Below are 18,898 nucleotides of genomic sequence, written 5' to 3' on the forward strand. Positions count from 1 at the left end.
AATCCCAAATGCCTTTGGCAATGGGATAGAGAGCTGCGTAGTTCAGCCAAGGCGGGTCAATCCGCTCGAAGTGAAAGCGAAAGGGGAGGGACTGGAAGCCTCCCATGTCATGTAATAGATGACTATACTTTTACCAGCTATAAATATCTCAAACGGCCCTCCAAGACCGACAAGCAAGCTGAAAATTGACGCATTCAATTGTTTGCCCGCGAGAACTCAGAGAATATAATAGAAGATAGATTTTTAGTAGAGGCGAGATTCCTACCTTGACTACTCCGATTCCTCAAAACTTTGTGCAAACGATCGCGAAAGAGCGCGGTGTCACAGATGCCGAGTTAGAGACTGTGTTTATGGCTCTCGACGGTCAATCTACGGCTACCATCGCAACCAAGCTTGGCATTAGCGATATCGCCGTTCGCAAAAGACTAGGCGAAGTTTACAAAAAGTTTCAGATCGCGGGGAATGGCCCTGGAAAGCTCTCGGAATTGAGGCATCAGTTGCTATTTTCTTACCACACGGAGGAGGGCTCGATTGATTTTAGTCAAGGTAAAGGATCTCTATTCAAAACGCCGATAGGACGGCGACAAGAAGATTGGGACCAAGCACCGGATGTGGCAGTTTTTTACGGGCGGACTGAAGAATTAACTACTTTAAAGCAGTGGATTGTATCCGATAATTGTCGCGTAGTAGCGCTGCTGGGTTTGGCTGGTAGTGGGAAAACAACTCTGTCGGTGCAGTTGGCAAAACAGGTACAGCATGAGTTTGATTTTGTGATTTGGCGATCGCTGCGATCGGCACCAACAGCATCCGACTTCCTCACTAGCTTAATTCAACTTTTTGCTAACCAACAAAAGTCCGCTCTGCCGTTAGCGGAGCCCTCGCAGGCGATCGACTTTAACGGCAAAATTTCGCGCCTAGTCGAGTATCTGCGCCAGCAGCGCTGTCTGATAATTTTAGACGATTTTGAAGCAGTGCTCAAACCAGAAGAACTAGCGGGACATTACCGCGAAGGCTGTGAAGGATATCGAGATTTAATTGTGCGGCTGTGTGAAGTCAATCACCAGAGCTGTTTTGTCCTAGTTAGTGCCGAAGAACCTACGGAAATGGCTTTGCTAGCTGGAGAAAAAGTGCGGTTTTTAAAGCCTGCTATTTCCTCGGAAATAGCCCGAGATATTTTCAAAGAAAAAGGTTTGTCCGCCCAAGATAGAGAATGGGAAATCTTGTTAGCCCGGTACGGAGGCAATCTGTTAGCAATCAAGATTTTGGCAACAACGATTAACGAGTTTTTTGAAGGAAATGTTGTCAAGTTTTTGGAAGCGACGGCGTTATTTATTGAAGAACACATCAGCAATTTACTCGCGCAGCAGTTCGATCGAATGTCAAATTCAGAACAAGAGATTTCCTACTGGCTGGCTATTGCTCAAAGTCCGATTTCCCTAGCGAGTTTGCGAGAGCAGATGTTAGTCAATTCGTCTCTTTCTGATTTGGTAAAAAATCTCGATTCTCTCGGCCGTCGCTTTCTAATCGAAAAAATAAGTGAGAGCGGGCAAACTGTTTTTAGGCTGAAGCCTTTAATCGTGCAATATGTAAGTGAAAGATTAGTCGAGCAGATTCAAGCGGAGGTTTTGGAGACCGTCAAAATGCAAGGAATAGAAAGAATGTGGCTGTTAAAAACTCACAATCTTAGTAGGAGTGTTGCTCAACAAAAAGAAAGTAAAGAGGCTCGCAGTCGCTCAATTGTAGAATTAGTTAAAAATCGGCTGCAAGTGTTGTTTCTGAAAACTGTAGGTTCGGAAGAACCGCTAAATATCCTGACGAAAGTTGCCTCGGGGCTGGAAGATAAATCGATGCTTGAGGTGGGATATGCTAGGGAAAATTTAGCTCAGATTATTTTAGGAATTCGGCGCTAGTATCAGATCCGGCAAATTACACCAATTATGCAAAATACTGCAATAGTATTTGTAGGTGTGTCGCCCTAAAAAATCCTTCAACAGTTGACAGTTGACAGTTGACAGTTGACAGTTTGAGAGCGACATCTACCTAGAAGGAAGAGGATTGGAGTAATGAATAGTCTGATTTAAATTTCTCCCTCACTCGTGTTCCGGCTTTCAACCAATTATTTCTGGTAAATTCAATCGACAATCTGACGGCAATGCACCTTAAACGATATTTGAGAAAACAAGGGAAAAAATTGTTTTGCCGCCATAGTTTTTGTCAATCGTATAATAAACTTCATCGGTTCGTAGTGCGGACTTAAGTCCGCTCTCCGGCTGCGGACTTAAGTCCGCACTACGAACCGTTTTTGTTATGGCGATCGACCTGAAATGAAATGATATGATAGGTCAACCGCAAATGTCAATCAAATAAATACAGATCGACGCAGATTCATTTCAAATCAAAATAGTTTGTGAATGAGCGCAAGAAGTCTCAGGTGCGTCGGGAGCATCTCATTTTTGAAAAAAGCATTTTTTATGATAGTGCGATCGCGCTTGATGCTCCCGGTGCGTGGTGCGGATCTATGAGATTGTCGATTTTTCCCGATAAATTTTCGATGGCGACGCACCCTACGATTCTGTCAACTGTCAACTGTCAACTGTCAACTGTCAACTGTCAACTGCCTTATGCAACAAAAAAACGATCGCCCTTTAACAAAAGCGATCGCCCAATTTTCAGCAAAAACAGAATTGGATAAAATTATTTGACAATACCCAAAACCGATGCAGATTCAGATCCGGTAATTTTGCCCAAAGCAGGTACTGTTGGAGCCTGTGCAATTTTGGGTGCCAAAAATCCCTTCGCATAAATCTGAGGATTTTGTTGAACGATGAGGGTGTAAGATTGGCGGACTTCGGCGTTAACAGCCACAGTCTTCGCGTCGTAAACCTGCATCGCCATGTTCGGATAAAAACCAATGCCGACAATCGGGATCAAGAAGCAAAATGCGATCGCCACTTCGCGAGGTTGAGCATCGATAAACTTTGCATCACCAGGCAAAACGCAACTATTACCGAAACAAACCGCTTCATCCAGATTGTTTCGCTGATTCCGCAAATCTAGATCTTCTAGATCGCAAGCTGCCAATGTTCCACAGTTGTAAAATAACTGTCGCAGCATCGAGAGCAAATAAATCGGTGTCAAAATCAGTCCCACTGCCGCCAGGAACACTATTACTGCGCGGAAAGAAGTACCGTACATATCGCTAGTTGCGACGCCCACAAAAACTGATAATTCGCTAGCAAAACCGCTCATCCCGGGGAGTGCTAAAGAAGCCATCGCGCCTGCTGTAAACAAAGCAAACACTTTTGGCATCACTTTTCCAATCTCGCCCATCTCGTCCATGATCATGGTATGGGTGCGATCGTAAGTCACGCCAGCCAGGAAAAACAATACTGAGGCGATCAAACCGTGGGAAATCATTTGCAGCAGCGCCCCGTTGATTCCCAAATCCGTGAAGGAAGCAATACCCAACAACACGAATCCCATGTGAGAAATCGACGAATTCGCAAGTCGGCGCTTCATGTTGGTTTGGCCGAAGGAATTCAGCGCGCCGTAGATAATGTTAACTACGCCGAGCACCGCCATAATCGGTGCAAAGTAAACGTGTGCTTTCGGAAGAAGTTCCAAATTCAAGCGAATCAGTCCGTAGCCGCCCATTTTCAGCAGCACGCCGGCCAGAATCATCGACACAGGAGAAGATGCTTCACCGTGGGCATCAGGCAGCCATGTGTGAAAGGGGAAAATCGCGAGTTTCACGCCGAAGGCAATAAACAATCCCGCATAAAGTAGGATTTCTAAACCTAGCGGATAGTCCTTCAAGCCCAGTTCTACCATGTCGAAGGTAACGTTTCCTCCGCCGTAGAATCCCATTGCTAAGGCAGCGACGAGAATAAAGATAGAAGCGCCGGCGGTGTAAATCAAGAATTTGGTGGCTGCGTAGCGACGGTTTTGTCCGCCCCAAATCGAGATTAGCAAGTACACCGGAATTAGTTCTAATTCCCAAACAATGAACAGCAGCATGATGTCTTGGGCGACAAATACTCCGATTTGTGCCGAGTACATCACCAGCATTAGGAAGTAGAAAAGTCGCGGCTTGCGATCGACTTCCCATGCAGCAAAAATAGATAGTGTCGTCACCAATCCCGCCAATAACACCAGCGGAACCGACAATCCGTCAACCGAAACAGACCAGTTGAGGCCTAAAGAGGGTATCCAGGAATATTTCTCGACGATTTGGAAAGTGGAGATGCTCGGATCGTAGTGCGTCCAAAACACCCAGCACATTAATACAAAATCTGCAATGCCTACGCCCAGGGCATACCAACGCACAGTTTTGCCGTCTGTATCGGGCAGAAAAGGGATGGCGAGGGCAGCTACGAGGGGTAGCATGACAATTGCGGTCAGCCAAGGAAATTGATCCGCTATCATGATATTGAGAATAAATACTTAGTTGAAAGTTACGACTATTGTAATACTTAATTTTAATAAAAACTTAAGATTTGCAAATATTTCTTTTATATTAATGGTAAAAAAAGCATAAACATAGATTCCCCAAAATGTCAAGATACTTAGTAGGTATTTATCTAACTTGTTGAAAATCATGCAACAGTCTCCGTAGGGTGCGCCGCCATTCTTGAATCCCTGCATGGCGGATCTGACAGCGACGCACCTGTTCGGTGTACTAGCCTAGCCGTAATAATTAATTATTCTGTAGCACGAGTTTTTATTGCTGGCACTGTGACTCAGGGTTTGGGGCAAGTCTTATTGGGGAAGTCACAGCTATAAATATAGGGTTTCTGCCAACTCAGGGGAATTTCCAACAAATCCCTGGTTCCGGTCATTCCTTGTCCCAAAAAGAGCAATACAGCGATCGAGTTCAAGATGACATGGATCGTGCGCCAGCGATTCGATCGATCTTTGTAAATATCTTGAACGATCGCCAGGGAGAAAACCATCAGCAGTGCAGCAGCTATGCCAATGTAGTAGTGAGACCAATACCATTCATCGGTGCGCCGAAAAACGCCATCTTGAGCGCCAAGAATCACCAAGCCAGCACCCGTCAGAGTCGCAAATACGCCCCGCCACATAGCAGGTGTCGATCGATATAACATGACCAAAGAGGCGATCGTAGCCACAAACATCAGAATAATGAAAATTACCTGAAACGAGTTTTTGCTCCAAACATCCTTGCTCAAAATATGCTCAAAAATAGCGTAGGCTAGACCCAACAGCGTCACTCCTACCACAGACCCAGACAGAATTTTACCTGCTTTGACGTGTTCTGAGCCGACTACAGGGGGAATTTTGCTCTTATCGCCGGATGCAATTTGCTTGCGGCGCTGCATAGTTTGCCAAGCCATATTCAGCACAATACCCAGCATCGGAAAAACGATCGCTACAGCTAAAACAGGATGCAGCAAAGCCAGAAAATCTTTAATTTCCATAAAGCACCTTTTTGTTTTTAAACTGGATCAAACTAAATTTTTGAGATTTTGACGAAATCGATCGCCCGAGTGCGATCGAACAAAACCCGAGGCTTCAATAAAATCCCAAATAACAGGAATAGAGACTTTAACTCGCCAGGAGCGCAAGAGCGTTTCCATTGATTCGGACGACAAAACAACATCTCAACCAGACATCGATGTTGCGGCAAAGCCAATTCATCAAACCGAATCTGTACCGAGGGAAATTCATTGCTAAAATCTACCCGAGTTATCTCTCCTTGCAGCCTCAAATTTTCTTCCATAATTTTGAGCTTGACTGAAAGCATTTCTCCTGGAATCAGCGCAGGGAATCCGGCTTGAGTAATCTCTAGATGAACTCCCACTTCAGAAATAAAAGTAGTCACGCCCCAAAAGATTTGTCCGTCGATCGCCAGCCGTACCAATCGACGCAAATCAAACCATTCGTATCGATCGGACTTAGGAGCATCTAACAATATTAACAGCGTAATGCTGATAATTAAAAGGTTGTAGGTGCTCCAAATCCAACCAATCCCCAACCCTTTGAGCTGCTGGATGATTTCCGGCTCTGAGGCGTGCATCTGAAATTGAATCAAACAGGTTCCCAGAACGTGCCACAGGCTGATGGCATTGGGAATAAATAATAGCAGCAACGGTAGCGCTAATTTCCAGTTGAAGGAAAAGCGATCGCTCACAGTGCCTTTGGCTGTGACGTTAAATCCTTTGGAGAAGGGAGACAGCATCACCCCAAAGACGGTCAAAACCAGCGGGAATGCCAGTACCAGTGAATAAATATCAGAGAGTAATGCCGATCGCGCTCGATGATTCAACCAGGAGAAAACCGTCAACTGCACCAAATAATAGGGCAGAAAAAAGTACAGCATTTCTTGAACAGTAGCTCGGATGGGAATCACACCCAAAAAGGAATAAGCTAAGGGCATCAACAGAAAGCCGATACGCGGAATGCTACCAAACCAATTCAGGAGTCCTTCTAAATGCGCGAGTCGCTGAATCAGGTTTAATCCGGGGATAGTCAGCGGATTGGAATCAATAAAAAAAGCTTGTAAAGTTCCGCGCGCCCAGCGCAGCCGTTGAGTGGCGTAAGCAGAAATATTTTCTGCTGCTAAACCAGCGCTGAGTTTTTCGTTGAGATACACTAAGCGATAGCCTTTAGCAGAAAGTTTAATCCCTGTGAAATAGTCTTCACTGAGGGATTCGGTAACAAATCCTCCGGCATCTTCTAAGGCGCTGCGCCTGACAACAAAGGAGGTTCCAGAACAAACTACACTGCCGGCGCCATCTTTGAGCGGTTCAATTTGGCGGTAGAAAACCTCTTCTTCCGGCGCAATAACATTATCCAAACCTAAGTTACGGGCGATCGGGTCAGCATTGTAATAACTTTGAGGCGTTTGAACCAGGGCAACTTTCGGATCTTGGAAGAAACCAACGGTGCGAATCAGAAAGTTTTTGGTAGGGATAAAGTCGGCATCAAAAACAACGATGAAATCTCCTTGAGTATGAGTCAAAGCATGATTCAAATTCCCGGCTTTTGCATGGTGATTATTAGCTCTAGTGCGGTATTCACACCCTAATTCCTCTGCAATTTGCCGAATTTCTTCACGGCGCGTATCATCGAGGAGATAGATTTTTTTATTGGCATAGTCGATGGCTTGACAACCAATAACAGTGCGTTTGAGAATATAGGCAGGCTCGTTGTAAGTGGGAATCAAAACATCAACTGCTGGTGTGAATCTACCCTCAACTATATCGATCGCCAACCGATTCGCTTCTGAATGCCGATCCTTGACGCGCAACATCAAAAATAACTGAAGGATATTGGTCAGCAAGAGGAAAAGTTCTAGGAGAAACAACCCAATGCTAAACACTCCATCTAAGGGATTGGATACATTTAAAGTTGTGAGCGATCGCCACAGCAGATAGCGAGTCACCAACACCAACAAAATGCCGATGACTGCAACCCGCGACCAGGTTCGGGGTACGGGCGAAACACGCATAATCAGCCAAGCAATAGCCAGCAGAGCGATCGTAGGTGTTAGTAAAGACTCCCCCATTACCATTGGCACTTCCAGCCACATTGGAGGATGATTCTGCATCGATTGGAGTTTGGCAAATAGATGATAGAGAGTGCCGTTACCCGAAAACCAAGCTGCAACCACTCCACCGGTTAGGATAACTGAACCTAACATGACGAGGGTGGCGATCGGTATCCGGTTGCTGCGGGCACTGTCTCGACGATGCCAGCCCAAAGAATTCAGCCATGAAGTCATATTTTTTTTGAGGAAAATGTATGAACGGGTGTGGGGTGCGCGTCCCGCCCGCCCTCTTAGGAACAGGCAAGATGCCTGTGCCACCAGAGGTCAAATTTGTTGTGGGGTGTCCCGCCCGCCCTTGCCCGAAGGGGCCACAGGCAAGATGCCTGTGCCACCAGACATTTTCTTGTGGGATGGGCGTCCCGCCCGCCCTAAGTCCTATTTGAAGTTAACGAAACAGTTCTTTGTTATTCAGAATAGTCGGCCAATTCTTGTTTGCTAAAGCAATGTGACCGGGAATATCACCCATCCACTGTGCCTGTACTTTCTTGTCGTAGTTGAGATAAAGCTTCCCATTAACAATTTTCCAGGCATCAGGCTGGGTTGCAACAAGATTGCCTTCACTGGCAGCCTGAGCGCAATATCCACCGTATTGAGGAGCATACTTTTCAGGATTTTTGGCAAACATATCGCGGTTGGCTGCACTAGCAAATATCCAAGTTGTTCCGCCCCAATTCTGTTTAAATTGGCTAACTCCCATCACTAATTTGCCTTGGGTGAAATAGGCTACAACATCCTGACCATCAAGAGCCACACCTTTCTCGGTGTAATACTTAGGATGAACAGTTGTTGTGCTGCTTTTTCCAGCACAAGGATTGGCTTTACCAGCGCAAGGATTGGCTTTACCAGCGCAAGGATTGGCTTTTCCAGCACAAGGATTGGCTTTTCCAGCACAAGGATTTTTACCAGCACAAGGATTGGCTTTACCAGCACAAGGATTGGCTTTACCAGCACAAGGATTTTTACCAGCGCAAGGGTTGGCTTTTCCAGCGCAAGGATTGGCTTCTGCAATCTTGGATGAAACGGTTGTAGAGTTTAAGTTGGTGGAAGCCTTGAAGTTGGCGTAGCTAACATTAGCTGTTGCCAAGCCTAAAATGGTGGCAATGGCGATCGTGGTAATGTATTTTACTTTCATGTGTTTAATCTCCAGATGAATTGTTAGTAATTTCAGACCTGATATTTGCTTGATTTTTTTACTCTCTGGCAACTCTGCTGACAGTTAGTTATCTTCAAGACTTGAGGTTATTTACATTAACACTCAAGAAAATGAGTCCTAAATGAGGAAGAACTGGATCGGAGATAAAATTCTCATAAGTTGCTAAAAAAACCAGCGAACACCCTCAATCATGTAATACAAACCTGTCAAAATTAGAGCGACACTACCAAATCTCAGAATTGACTCGGAATGCTGCATCAAAGTCTTAGCTTGCTTGGCAAAACCAGTCAATAGACTGGCAAGAAAGATGATGCTTGTATATCCGAGAGCATAACAGATCATAGTCAAGGTTCCTAGCAATTGTGAACCAGTAGCCCCTCCCGCTGCCAGCACAGCAAATAAAACCGGACTAGCGCAAGGAGAACTCACCAAACCAAAAGTCACTCCTACCCCATATGGTCCCAAATTTGAAGCATTTATATTGATTCCCGGCAAAGGCAATTTCACAATTCCTAGCAAGCTAAAACCCATGATAAAAATGATAATTCCTACAACAATATTGATGTAGCCCCGGTAGTCTACCATGACAGCCCCGGCAAATGAGGATGCCAGCCCAAAAAAGCTGAGAATTGTCACAACTCCCAACACAAACAAACTGGCTTTAAGAAAAGCATCTCGCTTGGAAGTGATATTTCGGGTACCAATATAACTCAAGTTAACGGGTAACATTGCCAGAATACAGGGTGAAATGCTGGCGATTAAACCACCGATAAAGGCTAGGGGAAACAATACCAGTGGGTTAGCTGTATCTTGCTGGCTGAACCATTGCTGATAGTTGTTTTCAGTTACCGAAATCAGATGTTCAATTGCCTGAGAAAACGGGCCTGCGAACGCCAGTGCCAGCACTAACCCTAGTAATGCCAATCCACCCAAAAATAGCCATTTATTCGGAGATTTAAAATTTTTGGTACTTTTATCTTGGGGTTCATACTTTTGAATATCTGTCATGGCTTCTCCTAGAATATTTAATAGGATTTACGCAAAAGTAAGTAGATTGGCGAAAACAAATATTACTGTGTAACAGCATATAAAAAAAACCTAGTTTTTTAGCTAATTTGATGTTTTAGACTGTTTTAGACGCATAAATTTCGTAAAAACCCGGTTTTCGATCTCGCCTATGCACTCTTATCATGCGTAAATCCTGTTCGATCGATTTACCTATAACCTGCAAGCAGCTATTTTTTAGCAAGCGCTTGATCGAGCACGGTTGTATAGGCAGATTTGTTGGGATTGTTGCGATGCTGTGCTAGAATATTTCCTGTGGCAGGGTCGATGATGGTTAGACTTCCCGTTTGAGACTTATTCGCTGCGAAAAATTGGCTGAGTCCTAACTGTTTCGCTTTTGCTTCTGCTTGAGAAGTGGTTGATTTATCTGTCACATCTAGCACCACAAAATTCACTTTTCCTACATATTGCTGTTTCAGTTGGGAAAGCGTAGGGGCAATGTTTTTGCAGCCAGCACACCAGGCTGCATAAACGTCAACTACGACGGGCTTTCCTTGCACTTCTTTTGCTAGCGGGCCTCCTACGTTTTTTTGCTTTGATGCACAGGGGTTTTTGGAAGCGCAGGGGTTTTTGGAAGCGCAGGGGTTTTTGGAAGCGCAGGGGTTTTTGGAAGCGCAGGGGTTGGTTTGTGCGATCGCACTATTAGTTATAGCAGAGGTATTGAGTGTCGTTGCAGTCACCAGCGATACTGTAACTACCAAACTACTTAGACACAAGCTGAGCCATAATGCTGGTTTACGCATATTCAATCTCCAAAATCTAGGGTTTATGTACAAGAAGGCGAATAGAAAACTCTTGGAGTTTCAATCCTGAATCTGAATTGAGACCGAGAGTAACTTATGCCTCTGTGACTTGAGATTAACAGCATTAATTTAGAGAAATATGAGCGTAAGATGAAGATCGGATAGATTTTAGATAAAATCATGAGTGGTTGCTAATTGGTCAACCCCAGATTAAGGCAGATTAAGGCAGATTAAGGCAGATAATTTCAAGATGCTTCTCAACTTTGGCGCTTTTGTCTAAAGTTTGAGATTAATTGATTCGCGTCTTCAGCTAAAATTCATCTTTTATTTAGGAAAATATCATCTAGTTGCCAGGAAGGTCTTATAGAGTGGAGATTAACCATGACTATTTTTTAGTAGTGCAGTCATTTAACAGTGAGTTGAGCAGTGATGACAGGAAAAAACTTGTTTGTGACTAATGATGGACAATACCGTGTTTCTGAGGATACCAGTCAAATTGAAGATTTGACTCATCCCTACCGACTTTATCGCTTTTTAACTGATTTGGAAGATGTATTAGACCAAATTAGTGATGATTATTTACGACTCCAGGCAATTTGTCCCCTGGTTCGCAGGTTGTTAGATAGTTCTTCCTGGCTGCAAATTGCTCTTCTCGAACCTGACTCGGAGACGGGATGGGCGGTACAAACTCTTTATGATGAACCGTTTTTTCCTCTGACTGTGCAGTTGGTGGCTTGGGCTCCGGGTGCTGTTTCTCCAATTCACAATCATGCTAGTTGGGGACTGGTGGCGCTACTGGGTGGAGAGGAGAAAAATACTTTGTGGAGGCGATCGCCAATTCCGAAGTTTCCCGATAAAATTCAAACAGTGGGAGATATTTTGCTTGCACCGGGTGACATTTTGTGCTTGATGCCCGATGCGATTCATCATGTGGAAGCGCTGGGAGATGAACCAACTATTAGTTTTAATCTTTATGGTGAAACAGATTATGCTCGACGCTTTGAATTTAATCAGATTAAAGGTACTGCGGAGATTTTTTAAGGGATAAATTTCGGGATTGAGCGATTGAGCGATCGCAGATGAAAGGCAGATGCAACACAGATAAATGCAGATAATTTTAAGAGATAAAATTGCATGAGTACCAGAGGTGTTTGGGGTGCATCTGCGTTAATAACTTATATGCGGTCATGGTTCGCTCTCTTTAAAAACCAGATGCACCCGGTTTTTGTCAGGTGCGTCGCTGCGAGATTATCAATCTTTAGTTAGGATTTTTCGCAGGCTACGCACCCTAGGACTCATATCCAATCAACCGGGTTTTTTAGCTTATATTATGGTCTAAACGTGTCTTTTCGTCAAAAATATGGTTTATGACTTTTCGTTAATCCCTCGCTACTCCTAACTAAACAATGAAGCGTATTCGGCAATTAAGAGCAACCATTGACAATCTCAAGAGCAAGCGATTTTCTACTTCTTCGCTTCAGTTTCGCTTGACTCTGGAATTGCTGGTACTATCGATTTTAGGACTTAGCAGTGTGGCATTTTGGGCTGGCTGGCAACGATCGCAAAATCTAGTAGTTGCTCATAAAAAAACGCTGGAATATATTGGAATCCGGTTTCCCGAACAGGTGGAACTTTATAGTGAAATGGGTTCTCTAGAAATTGGTTTAAGCCGCAGCGTTCATCAAGCTTCGACAGGGGGAATTATGGTGTGGGTGAAGCGCAATGATGGGATGCTGTTGGTGAATTCACCTGATATGGATATGCAATCTTCTAAGATTACGAAGATGATTTCGTTGACGGAAGTACCTGCTGAGCCGACTTTTGTTCGGGTTGCCGATCGCTATTTGGTAATCTGTAGCACAACTCTGAGGATTAAAAATCAGTTGTTGGGTACGGTATATTTCTCTCAAGATATCACGGACGAGCAACATGAGTTAAATGATGGGATTCGGAGTTTAATTATGGTCAGTGTTGTGGTAATTTTAGTGTTGATCGTGGCGATCGCCAGTCGCATACGTCATGCTCTGGCCCCTCTGGAAGAGATGAGTCAGGTTGCTAGCACTTTGTCTGCTGATAATTTGCAGGCGGCAAAACTCCAACTGCATCAGGCTCCTGATGAGATTTTAGGACTTGCACAAACCTTTAATGAAATGTTGTTTAGATTATCCGGTTCCTGGGAGCAACAGCGCCAATTTGTGGGTAATGTTTCCCATGAATTACGCACTCCCCTGACGGTGGTAGTTGGTTATTTACAAAGTTTGCTGCGGCGCAGCACTAATTTAAGCGACTATCAGCAGCAAGCACTGGAAACGGCGGTTGGTGAAACTGAACGCACGATTCGGATGTTAGAAGATTTGCTGGATTTGGCGCGGGCTGATAGTGGCAATTTGCACTTTCGTTTGCATCCGGTGATTCTGAATACTCTGGTGGCGGAGGTGGCAGAAATGAGTGCAAAGGTTAGCAATCGGCAAGTTATTTTGGTGTCAAATGATGAGGATGTTGTCGCCTGTGCGGATCAGGATCGTTTACAACAAGTTTTAATTAATTTAGTTGATAATGCTATTAAGTATTCTGCTCCCGAACAACCTGTTGAGTTAGTCTTAGAAAAGAGGGAACAGCAGGTGATGGTTCATGTGCGCGATCGCGGCATTGGTATTTCTCTGCCACACCAAAAACGGATTTTCGAGCGGTTTTACCGGGTGGATGAGTCTATGACGCGCTCTAGAGACGGTACTGGGTTGGGATTGGCGATCGCCAAAAGCCTGATCGAAGGTATGGAAGGACGTATCGCGATCCGCTCTAAACCGGGAGAAGGTAGTATTTTTACTATCACCTTACCTGTTTGGAATCCGCAGCTATGAGCGATCGCATTCTCCTTGTTGAAGATGACCCGAAACTGGCAAAGTTCATCGAATCTGAACTTACTCTAGAAGGATATCACGTCACTGTCGCCCCCAACGGATTGGATGGATTAACCCTCGCCCGCACGGCTGAACCGGATTTGTTGATTTTAGATTGGATGCTTCCGGGTATCTCTGGATTGGATATTTGTTTGAGATTGCGATCGACTGGCGTGCAAGTACCAATAATTATATTAACAGCAAAGGATGAAGTACCCGATCGCGTAACGGGATTAAATGCTGGCGCTGATGATTATGTAACGAAGCCTTTCAGTATGGAAGAGCTCCTCGCGAGGGTGAAAGCACGCCTGCGCCGAACTCAACCAAATGACCCGGATAGCTTAGAATTTGAAGACTTAATCTTAAATTGTTTAACCCGTGAAGTTTATCGAGGAAATCAACTAATTGAACTCACGGCAAAAGAGTTTGATTTGTTGGAATTTTTGCTGCGGAATCCCCGTCAAGTCATTACGCGCGATCGCATCTTAGAAAAAGTCTGGGGTTACGATTTTATGGGCGAGTCAAATATTATTGAAGTGTATATTCGGGCGTTGCGGATTAAGTTAGAAGCAAATAACTCAAAACGGCTGCTGCATACGGTTCGAGGAGTTGGCTACGTGTTGCGAGAGCATCGCGCCGTCTCCTAATTTTAGTTAGGGATTACGCGCAAAAAAGGTACGTAGTTGCGCTTCAGCGCTCTTATGGTGATTATACACTAAGCGAGTTACACACCAAAAAATCCCATGAAAGTCATACCTCATCTATCTGAGAAGGGCTATATGAGTTACGCACAAAAAATCTGATAAACCGGGTATTTCAACTGGTGTAAGAAAACATTTTTCTACCGAAATTACGCAACTGGCATATTCAAAAAGGTACGTGGTTGTGCTTGAGCGCTGAAGCGCAACTACGTACCTAAGAAAATATTTAAGTATTGTGACACTTGCGATCGCGAACTGTTGTACAAAAACTCGGTTTATAGTCACCCGTGCGTAAGTCCTACAGTCAAGAGTTGTTCGGCGAAAGATGCAATTAAAGAGCTATGTGCCAATTGCGAGAGCCATTTTTGTGGTATAGCAGATTCACCGTAAAAAGCTCCCGCCAACTGTCCGTAAACCGCACCAGTTGTATCCGCATCGTCGCCCAAATTCACAGCCAACAAACACCCTTCGGCAAAAGACGAACTGTTATAAAACGCCCAAAGTGCCGCCTCCAAAGACTTAACCACGTAACCAGTACCCTTAATTTCAGGAGGTTGTCGCCGCTTAAAAGAACCCGCCGCAATTTCATCAATTTCTGCCACCAGCGGGTGCGCGGCCCAATATTCGGCGATCGCACAATATCTTTCCGAAAGCAAAACTTCTTTACTAACTCCATTCACAGCCCCCGCAATTAAAGTACCAAAATAGCGGCAAGCATCGACGCAAGTAGCAGCACCGTGAGTAGTGCGAGAACTTTCTCCAGATTTGTCTATGACTTCTAAAGGATTTTTCGCATAAAACAAAGGTATGGGAGCCAAACGCATAATCGAACCATTTCCAGCAGCCCAAGAATCAGTAGAACCGCAGTAAGGCTTTTTTGTATCTTGAAAATGCCAAAGTGCTTGTTGCACCGTATTGCCAATATCAAAACACTTGCCCGTACTGCTCAAATGTCCGTCTCGCCGCCACTTCAAATAAGTTTCTAATTGATGGACTGGATCGAAACCTTTTTTTTCAATCAAACTTTCGGCTAAACAAAGTGCCATTGATGTATCATCCGTCCACTGTCCCGGTTGCAGTCGAAACGGGCCGCCGCCAATCATATCGTTAATCGGCTCAAAGGTTCCGGGGCGACAAAACTCTAAAGTTGTTCCCAAAGCGTCGCCAACTGCTAAACCGATCAGACTGCCGCGATAACGTTCTATTTGCTGCATAGTAATTTTCAGTTGACAGTTGATAGTTGTGAAAAGAAGGAAGAGGATAGGAGTAATGAATCGTTTGATTTTAATCTCTACCTCAAAGGGAAAGGCTTTCAACTAATGCTTTCTGGTAAAGCAATAATTGCCTAAGTTAGACAAATGTGGTTAGACGTGCTACTTATAGCAGTAAAATACGCAGTTTACAGCCACTGTATTCCGCTCTTGATTCTCTTTCTCTGTGTCCTCTGCGCCCTCTGCGGTAAATCAAAAAAATCTTGTTCAAAAATGAAATAGAATTGCCCTACTTGCGGTTAAAAATAAAAAAAACCAGAGTTTTCGCCTAAAAGGCTGAGGCAAAAGACGACTCAAGCTAATATTGATGTTAACCTGTCCCTACCCGAGATCGAACAGTCCCATGACACCCGATGCCTCAACAGCCGCTGCTGCCACCCCTCAATCAACACCCGAAGTTAGCTTAGATCTGCAAGTCCGACTTAAGACTGAAGATGGACAGCTATTGTTGCTACTTCCCCCAGAAACGAACAACGAACCTGGAAGTGGTACGGCATCGACTTGGACTGAACTTTGCCAGCAGTTAAAAGTCAGGCTGAATGCTGGAGAACGTTTTTGGCAGCCGAATGCCGAAGTACAATTGATGGGCAGCGATCGACTTTTGGATATCCGCCAACTGCAAGAAATCGCCGATGCCCTCTTGGAAGCGGAACTGCAACTCAAACGAGTCCACACCAGCCGCCGCCAAACGGCCGTTGCCGCAGCTACGGCAGGCTATTCTGTAGAACAGCAGCCTCCGGTTTCTACCCTGAGTAAATCCGCCGACAAACCGCAATCGCTGGCGGAACCTTTATATTTGCAGATGACTGTGCGATCGGGCGTAGAAATTCGTCACCCAGGGACGATCGTACTTTTGGGAGATGTAAATCCCGGTGGCTCAGTCGTCGCCGGAGGCGATATCCTGGTTTGGGGCCGTTTGCGGGGCGTCGTGCACGCGGGTGCCGGCGGCAACACCAACAGCGTGATTATGACCTTGCAGATGGAACCGATGGTGATTAGGATTGCTAAGTACGTTGCCAGAGGCCCAGAAGCCTCACCCGCTCAGTTTTTCCCGGAAGTCGCCTATGTGACGCCTCAGGGGATTCGGATCGGTAGAGCCTCTGATTTTGACAAATCGCAGTTAATGGGCGGTAATGGGTAATTGGTAATGGGTAATGGGTAATTGGTAATGGGTAATGGGTAATTGGTAATGGGTAATTGGTAATTGGTAATTGGTAATTGGTAATGGGTAATGGGTAATGGGTAATGCTGTTTCAACCTGCATTTGATAATTTTTGTCTTGGCTAAATCAGTCATTAAAGGACGATGGAAAATATCAATGAAACTTCCTCTAAAATTTGTCTAACAATCAGACTTATTAGTTGTGAGCGTTGAGTTGATTCAAGGAATAAAAGATGCTGGCTAAATTACCAAATACTAATGGCGAATAATCGACAAACATCAGAATAATTCGCAATTACCAATTCGCAATTACCAATTCGCAATTACCAATTCGCAATTACCAATTCGCAATTACCAATTCGCAATTACCAATTCGCAATTACCACCAATAAATCTAAAATCGCTTATGGCTCGCATTATTGTTGTTACATCAGGGAAAGGCGGAGTGGGAAAAACTACCTCCACAGCCAATCTCGGCATGGCTTTAGCTAAGCGGGGGCGCACCGTTGCGGTAATTGATGCCGATTTCGGCCTCAGAAATTTAGACTTGCTGCTGGGCTTAGAAAACCGCATTGTTTACACGGCATTAGAAGTTCTCGCCGGAGAGTGTCGCTTAGAGCAAGCTTTGGTGAAAGATAAGCGGCAGCCGCGCTTGGTGCTGTTACCGGCGGCCCAAACTCGGATGAAGGATGCCATCAGCGCCGACCAAATGAAGCAGCTTGTGGGGATGTTGGCACCAAAATATGACTATATTTTGATCGACTCTCCGGCTGGAATTGAGCAGGGTTTCCAAAATGCGATCGCCCCGGCGCAAGAAGGTATCATTGTCACGACTCCAGAAATCGCTGCTGTCCGCGATGCCGATCGAGTCATCGGCCTGCTGGAAGCCAACAATGTCAAGAAAATCAGGCTAATCGTCAACCGGATCAGGCCTGCAATGGTGCTGGCAAATGATATGATGTCGGTGCAAGACGTGCGGGAAATCCTTGCCATTCCGCTGTTAGGCGTCGTTCCCGACGACGAGCGGGTCATCGTTTCCACCAACCGAGGCGAACCATTAGTATTGTCGGAAACGACCTCTTTAGCTGGAACTGCCTTCGACAATATTGCCCGCCGTTTAGAAGGCGAAAAAGTTGATTTTTTAGATCTCACTCCCCGTCGGGAAACGTTTTTCACTCGCCTCCGCAAGTTTTTCAATACTAAAATTATGTGATGTGCTGCCCTATTGGCGATCGACCTTTAATAGCAGCCACTGCATCGCAAAAACTAGCCGAAAAATTCCCGGAGTAAAACCATTTCGCAAAAAGCATCAAACTGCTGCCCCCGACTCCAAACCAGACGGGAATAAGTCATTCCCCAATCTAAAATCTAAAATCTAAAATCGCCTGACTTTTTCTATGCCCAACCATTGACAAACCCGCCGCAACCATGATATACACACTTCTCGAACGACTTTTCCCGCGCATCCCTGACAACAGCCGCGACGATGTAAAACGCCGCCTCAAACTCGTTCTAGCCCACGACCGGTCAGAACTCAGCCCCGAAATGGTTGAGTCTATGCGCCGAGAAATTCTAGAGGTGGTGTCTCGCTACGTGGAAATTGATACCACTGAGTCAGAGTTCGGTCTCGAAAGCGACCAGCGGGCTATGTCACTGATCGCAAATCTGCCGATCCGGCGAGTGAGACTGGAAAATCCACCGGAAAATTTGCCCTATAAATTGCCGGAAAAATTGCCAGAGAATCTACCTGAAAAGGTAGCTGAGTATGTACCCGAGTATGTAGTCGAAACTCTCCCCGAAACTACAGAGTGATAGAAATTAGGATTTTCTTTTCAGTAAATGAGTGCGATCGGCTCGCCATTTAAATTAAACTATCTCTCTACAATTAAAATCTTGTGGGGTGGGCTAAGATTGTCCGCCCCAAATATGTTATTTAAATTGGGAAAAGCTTGTAATCTCGTTTCCGCTGGCATCAGAATCATGATTTTACCAGTGCGAGCGTCCCCGCTCGCAAGTTATCTCCTCTCGCGAGCGGGGACGCTCGCACTGGCATAATTCTGACGATTCAAATATATAAATTCAATACGGTTGACTTAAGAAGAATCTGACTTGCAAAAAATGCCTGTATTGCCTAGAAAATCGTCAGATAAAATTTCTAAAAAAGCGTTAAGTAAACCGTATTGATATATAATTCCGATGCCACCGGAGACGATATTATCTCCTGTCGCGAGCGGGGACGCTCGCACTGGCAGAATTCTGCTGTTACTCGATTTGACCGGAAACGATATTATCTCCTGTCGCGAGGGGGGACGCTCGCACTGGCAGAATTCT

General features: G+C 45.0%; 16 protein-coding genes and 1 pseudogene. 8 read left to right on the forward strand and 9 right to left on the reverse strand.

Annotated elements, in window-relative coordinates:
• The first annotated feature begins 266 nt into the window (after positions 1 to 266).
• Together JGK22_RS28810 and JGK22_RS28815 are read left to right on the forward strand one after the other, a co-directional pair.
• A complete protein-coding gene (locus tag JGK22_RS28810) occupies positions 267 to 1,910 on the forward strand; it encodes an NB-ARC domain-containing protein (RefSeq protein WP_293314285.1) in 1,644 nt (547 codons plus the stop codon).
• Between the two features lie 497 nt (positions 1,911 to 2,407).
• Positions 2,408 to 2,692 (forward strand): hypothetical protein, encoded by a 285-nt coding sequence (locus JGK22_RS28815; RefSeq protein ID WP_293208304.1) that lies wholly within the window; start codon positions 2,408 to 2,410, stop codon positions 2,690 to 2,692.
• A gap of 2 nt (positions 2,693 to 2,694) precedes the next feature.
• Here the strand turns inward: JGK22_RS28815 and JGK22_RS28820 are convergent, their stop codons facing one another.
• The 6 genes from JGK22_RS28820 to JGK22_RS28845 form a co-directional block, all read right to left on the reverse strand.
• Positions 2,695 to 4,425 carry an NAD(P)H-quinone oxidoreductase subunit 4 gene (locus tag JGK22_RS28820; protein ID WP_293186389.1) on the reverse strand — a complete coding sequence of 577 codons (1,731 nt, stop codon included), beginning with the start codon at positions 4,423 to 4,425 and terminating at the stop codon, positions 2,695 to 2,697.
• A gap of 314 nt (positions 4,426 to 4,739) precedes the next feature.
• Entirely contained in the window at positions 4,740 to 5,441 is a 702-nt protein-coding gene (locus tag JGK22_RS28825; RefSeq protein WP_293314287.1) for a DUF4079 domain-containing protein, read from the reverse strand.
• A gap of 32 nt (positions 5,442 to 5,473) precedes the next feature.
• Positions 5,474 to 7,747: a glycosyltransferase gene (locus JGK22_RS28830; protein ID WP_293186393.1), complete on the reverse strand. Its 2,274-nt coding sequence runs from the start codon at positions 7,745 to 7,747 to the stop codon at positions 5,474 to 5,476.
• A 211-nt stretch (positions 7,748 to 7,958) separates the two neighbouring features.
• Positions 7,959 to 8,705: a YHS domain-containing (seleno)protein gene (locus tag JGK22_RS28835; protein WP_293186395.1), complete on the reverse strand. Its 747-nt coding sequence runs from the start codon at positions 8,703 to 8,705 to the stop codon at positions 7,959 to 7,961.
• A 183-nt stretch (positions 8,706 to 8,888) separates the two neighbouring features.
• Positions 8,889 to 9,734 carry a cytochrome c biogenesis protein CcdA gene (locus JGK22_RS28840; protein WP_293198777.1) on the reverse strand — a complete coding sequence of 282 codons (846 nt, stop codon included), beginning with the start codon at positions 9,732 to 9,734 and terminating at the stop codon, positions 8,889 to 8,891.
• Positions 9,735 to 9,961: 227 nt separating this feature from the next.
• Complete coding sequence (locus tag JGK22_RS28845; protein ID WP_293198779.1) at positions 9,962 to 10,534, reverse strand: thioredoxin domain-containing protein; 573 nt, start codon at positions 10,532 to 10,534, stop codon at positions 9,962 to 9,964.
• A 429-nt stretch (positions 10,535 to 10,963) separates the two neighbouring features.
• Between JGK22_RS28845 and JGK22_RS28850 the strand changes: the two genes are divergently transcribed.
• The 3 genes from JGK22_RS28850 (at position 10,964) to JGK22_RS28860 (ending at position 14,081) form a co-directional block, all read left to right on the forward strand.
• The gene (locus JGK22_RS28850) at positions 10,964 to 11,575 is read left to right on the forward strand and encodes a cupin (RefSeq protein ID WP_293186401.1); all 612 of its coding nucleotides are present in this window, start codon (positions 10,964 to 10,966) and stop codon (positions 11,573 to 11,575) included.
• 365 nt (positions 11,576 to 11,940) lie between these two features.
• Entirely contained in the window at positions 11,941 to 13,395 is a 1,455-nt protein-coding gene (locus JGK22_RS28855; RefSeq protein ID WP_293314289.1) for a HAMP domain-containing sensor histidine kinase, read from the forward strand.
• Positions 13,392 to 14,081 (forward strand): response regulator transcription factor, encoded by a 690-nt coding sequence (locus tag JGK22_RS28860; protein WP_293186405.1) that lies wholly within the window; start codon positions 13,392 to 13,394, stop codon positions 14,079 to 14,081. Before JGK22_RS28855 ends, JGK22_RS28860 begins: the two co-directional genes overlap by 4 nt.
• A gap of 335 nt (positions 14,082 to 14,416) precedes the next feature.
• Here JGK22_RS28860 and JGK22_RS28865 read toward each other — a convergent pair whose 3' ends face one another.
• Positions 14,417 to 15,349 carry an ADP-ribosylglycohydrolase family protein gene (locus tag JGK22_RS28865; protein ID WP_293220232.1) on the reverse strand — a complete coding sequence of 311 codons (933 nt, stop codon included), beginning with the start codon at positions 15,347 to 15,349 and terminating at the stop codon, positions 14,417 to 14,419.
• Positions 15,350 to 15,749: 400 nt separating this feature from the next.
• On the opposite strand from JGK22_RS28865, the gene minC reads away from it, so the two are divergent.
• Positions 15,750 to 16,547 carry a septum site-determining protein MinC gene (gene minC / locus JGK22_RS28870; protein ID WP_293213809.1) on the forward strand — a complete coding sequence of 266 codons (798 nt, stop codon included), beginning with the start codon at positions 15,750 to 15,752 and terminating at the stop codon, positions 16,545 to 16,547.
• Here the strand turns inward: minC and JGK22_RS28875 are convergent.
• Positions 16,527 to 16,670, reverse strand: coding sequence for a hypothetical protein (locus JGK22_RS28875; protein WP_293233113.1), 144 nt, complete (start codon positions 16,668 to 16,670; stop codon positions 16,527 to 16,529). The two genes, minC and JGK22_RS28875, sit on opposite strands and share 21 nt — an antisense overlap.
• A 303-nt stretch (positions 16,671 to 16,973) precedes the next feature.
• Between JGK22_RS28875 and minD the strand changes: the two genes are divergently transcribed.
• Both minD and minE read left to right on the forward strand, forming a co-directional pair.
• Complete coding sequence (minD, locus tag JGK22_RS28880) at positions 16,974 to 17,780, forward strand: septum site-determining protein MinD (protein ID WP_293187202.1); 807 nt, start codon at positions 16,974 to 16,976, stop codon at positions 17,778 to 17,780.
• 215 nt (positions 17,781 to 17,995) lie between these two features.
• A pseudogene (gene minE / locus JGK22_RS28885) lies at positions 17,996 to 18,253 on the forward strand (cell division topological specificity factor MinE); the annotation flags it as partial.
• Positions 18,254 to 18,660: 407 nt separating this feature from the next.
• Here the strand turns inward: minE and JGK22_RS28890 are convergent.
• Positions 18,661 to 18,898: hypothetical protein (locus JGK22_RS28890; protein ID WP_293314291.1), on the reverse strand; the 238-nt coding region annotated here is incomplete at its 5' end.

This window comes from Microcoleus sp. PH2017_08_TRC_O_A (genome assembly GCF_020738665.1).
Classification (GTDB): Bacteria; Cyanobacteriota; Cyanobacteriia; order Cyanobacteriales; family Microcoleaceae; genus Microcoleus.

Bases quoted from the DNA above. Each gene is read 5' to 3' on its own strand.
- JGK22_RS28825 (WP_293314287.1), bottom strand. From the start codon at position 5,441: ATGGAAATTAAAGATTTTCTGGCTTTGCTGCATCCTGTTTTAGCTGTA.
- JGK22_RS28840 (WP_293198777.1), bottom strand. From the start codon at position 9,734: ATGACAGATATTCAAAAGTATGAACCCCAAGATAAAAGTACCAAAAAT.
- JGK22_RS28875 (WP_293233113.1), bottom strand. From the start codon at position 16,670: ATGCAGGTTGAAACAGCATTACCCATTACCCATTACCCATTACCAATT.
- minC (WP_293213809.1), top strand. From the start codon at position 15,750: ATGACACCCGATGCCTCAACAGCCGCTGCTGCCACCCCTCAATCAACA.
- JGK22_RS28845 (WP_293198779.1), bottom strand. From the start codon at position 10,534: ATGCGTAAACCAGCATTATGGCTCAGCTTGTGTCTAAGTAGTTTGGTA.
- JGK22_RS28865 (WP_293220232.1), bottom strand. From the start codon at position 15,349: ATGCAGCAAATAGAACGTTATCGCGGCAGTCTGATCGGTTTAGCAGTT.
- JGK22_RS28835 (WP_293186395.1), bottom strand. From the start codon at position 8,705: ATGAAAGTAAAATACATTACCACGATCGCCATTGCCACCATTTTAGGC.
- JGK22_RS28860 (WP_293186405.1), top strand. From the start codon at position 13,392: ATGAGCGATCGCATTCTCCTTGTTGAAGATGACCCGAAACTGGCAAAG.
- JGK22_RS28855 (WP_293314289.1), top strand. From the start codon at position 11,941: ATGAAGCGTATTCGGCAATTAAGAGCAACCATTGACAATCTCAAGAGC.
- JGK22_RS28820 (WP_293186389.1), bottom strand. From the start codon at position 4,425: ATGATAGCGGATCAATTTCCTTGGCTGACCGCAATTGTCATGCTACCC.
- JGK22_RS28830 (WP_293186393.1), bottom strand. From the start codon at position 7,747: ATGACTTCATGGCTGAATTCTTTGGGCTGGCATCGTCGAGACAGTGCC.
- minD (WP_293187202.1), top strand. From the start codon at position 16,974: ATGGCTCGCATTATTGTTGTTACATCAGGGAAAGGCGGAGTGGGAAAA.
- JGK22_RS28850 (WP_293186401.1), top strand. From the start codon at position 10,964: ATGACAGGAAAAAACTTGTTTGTGACTAATGATGGACAATACCGTGTT.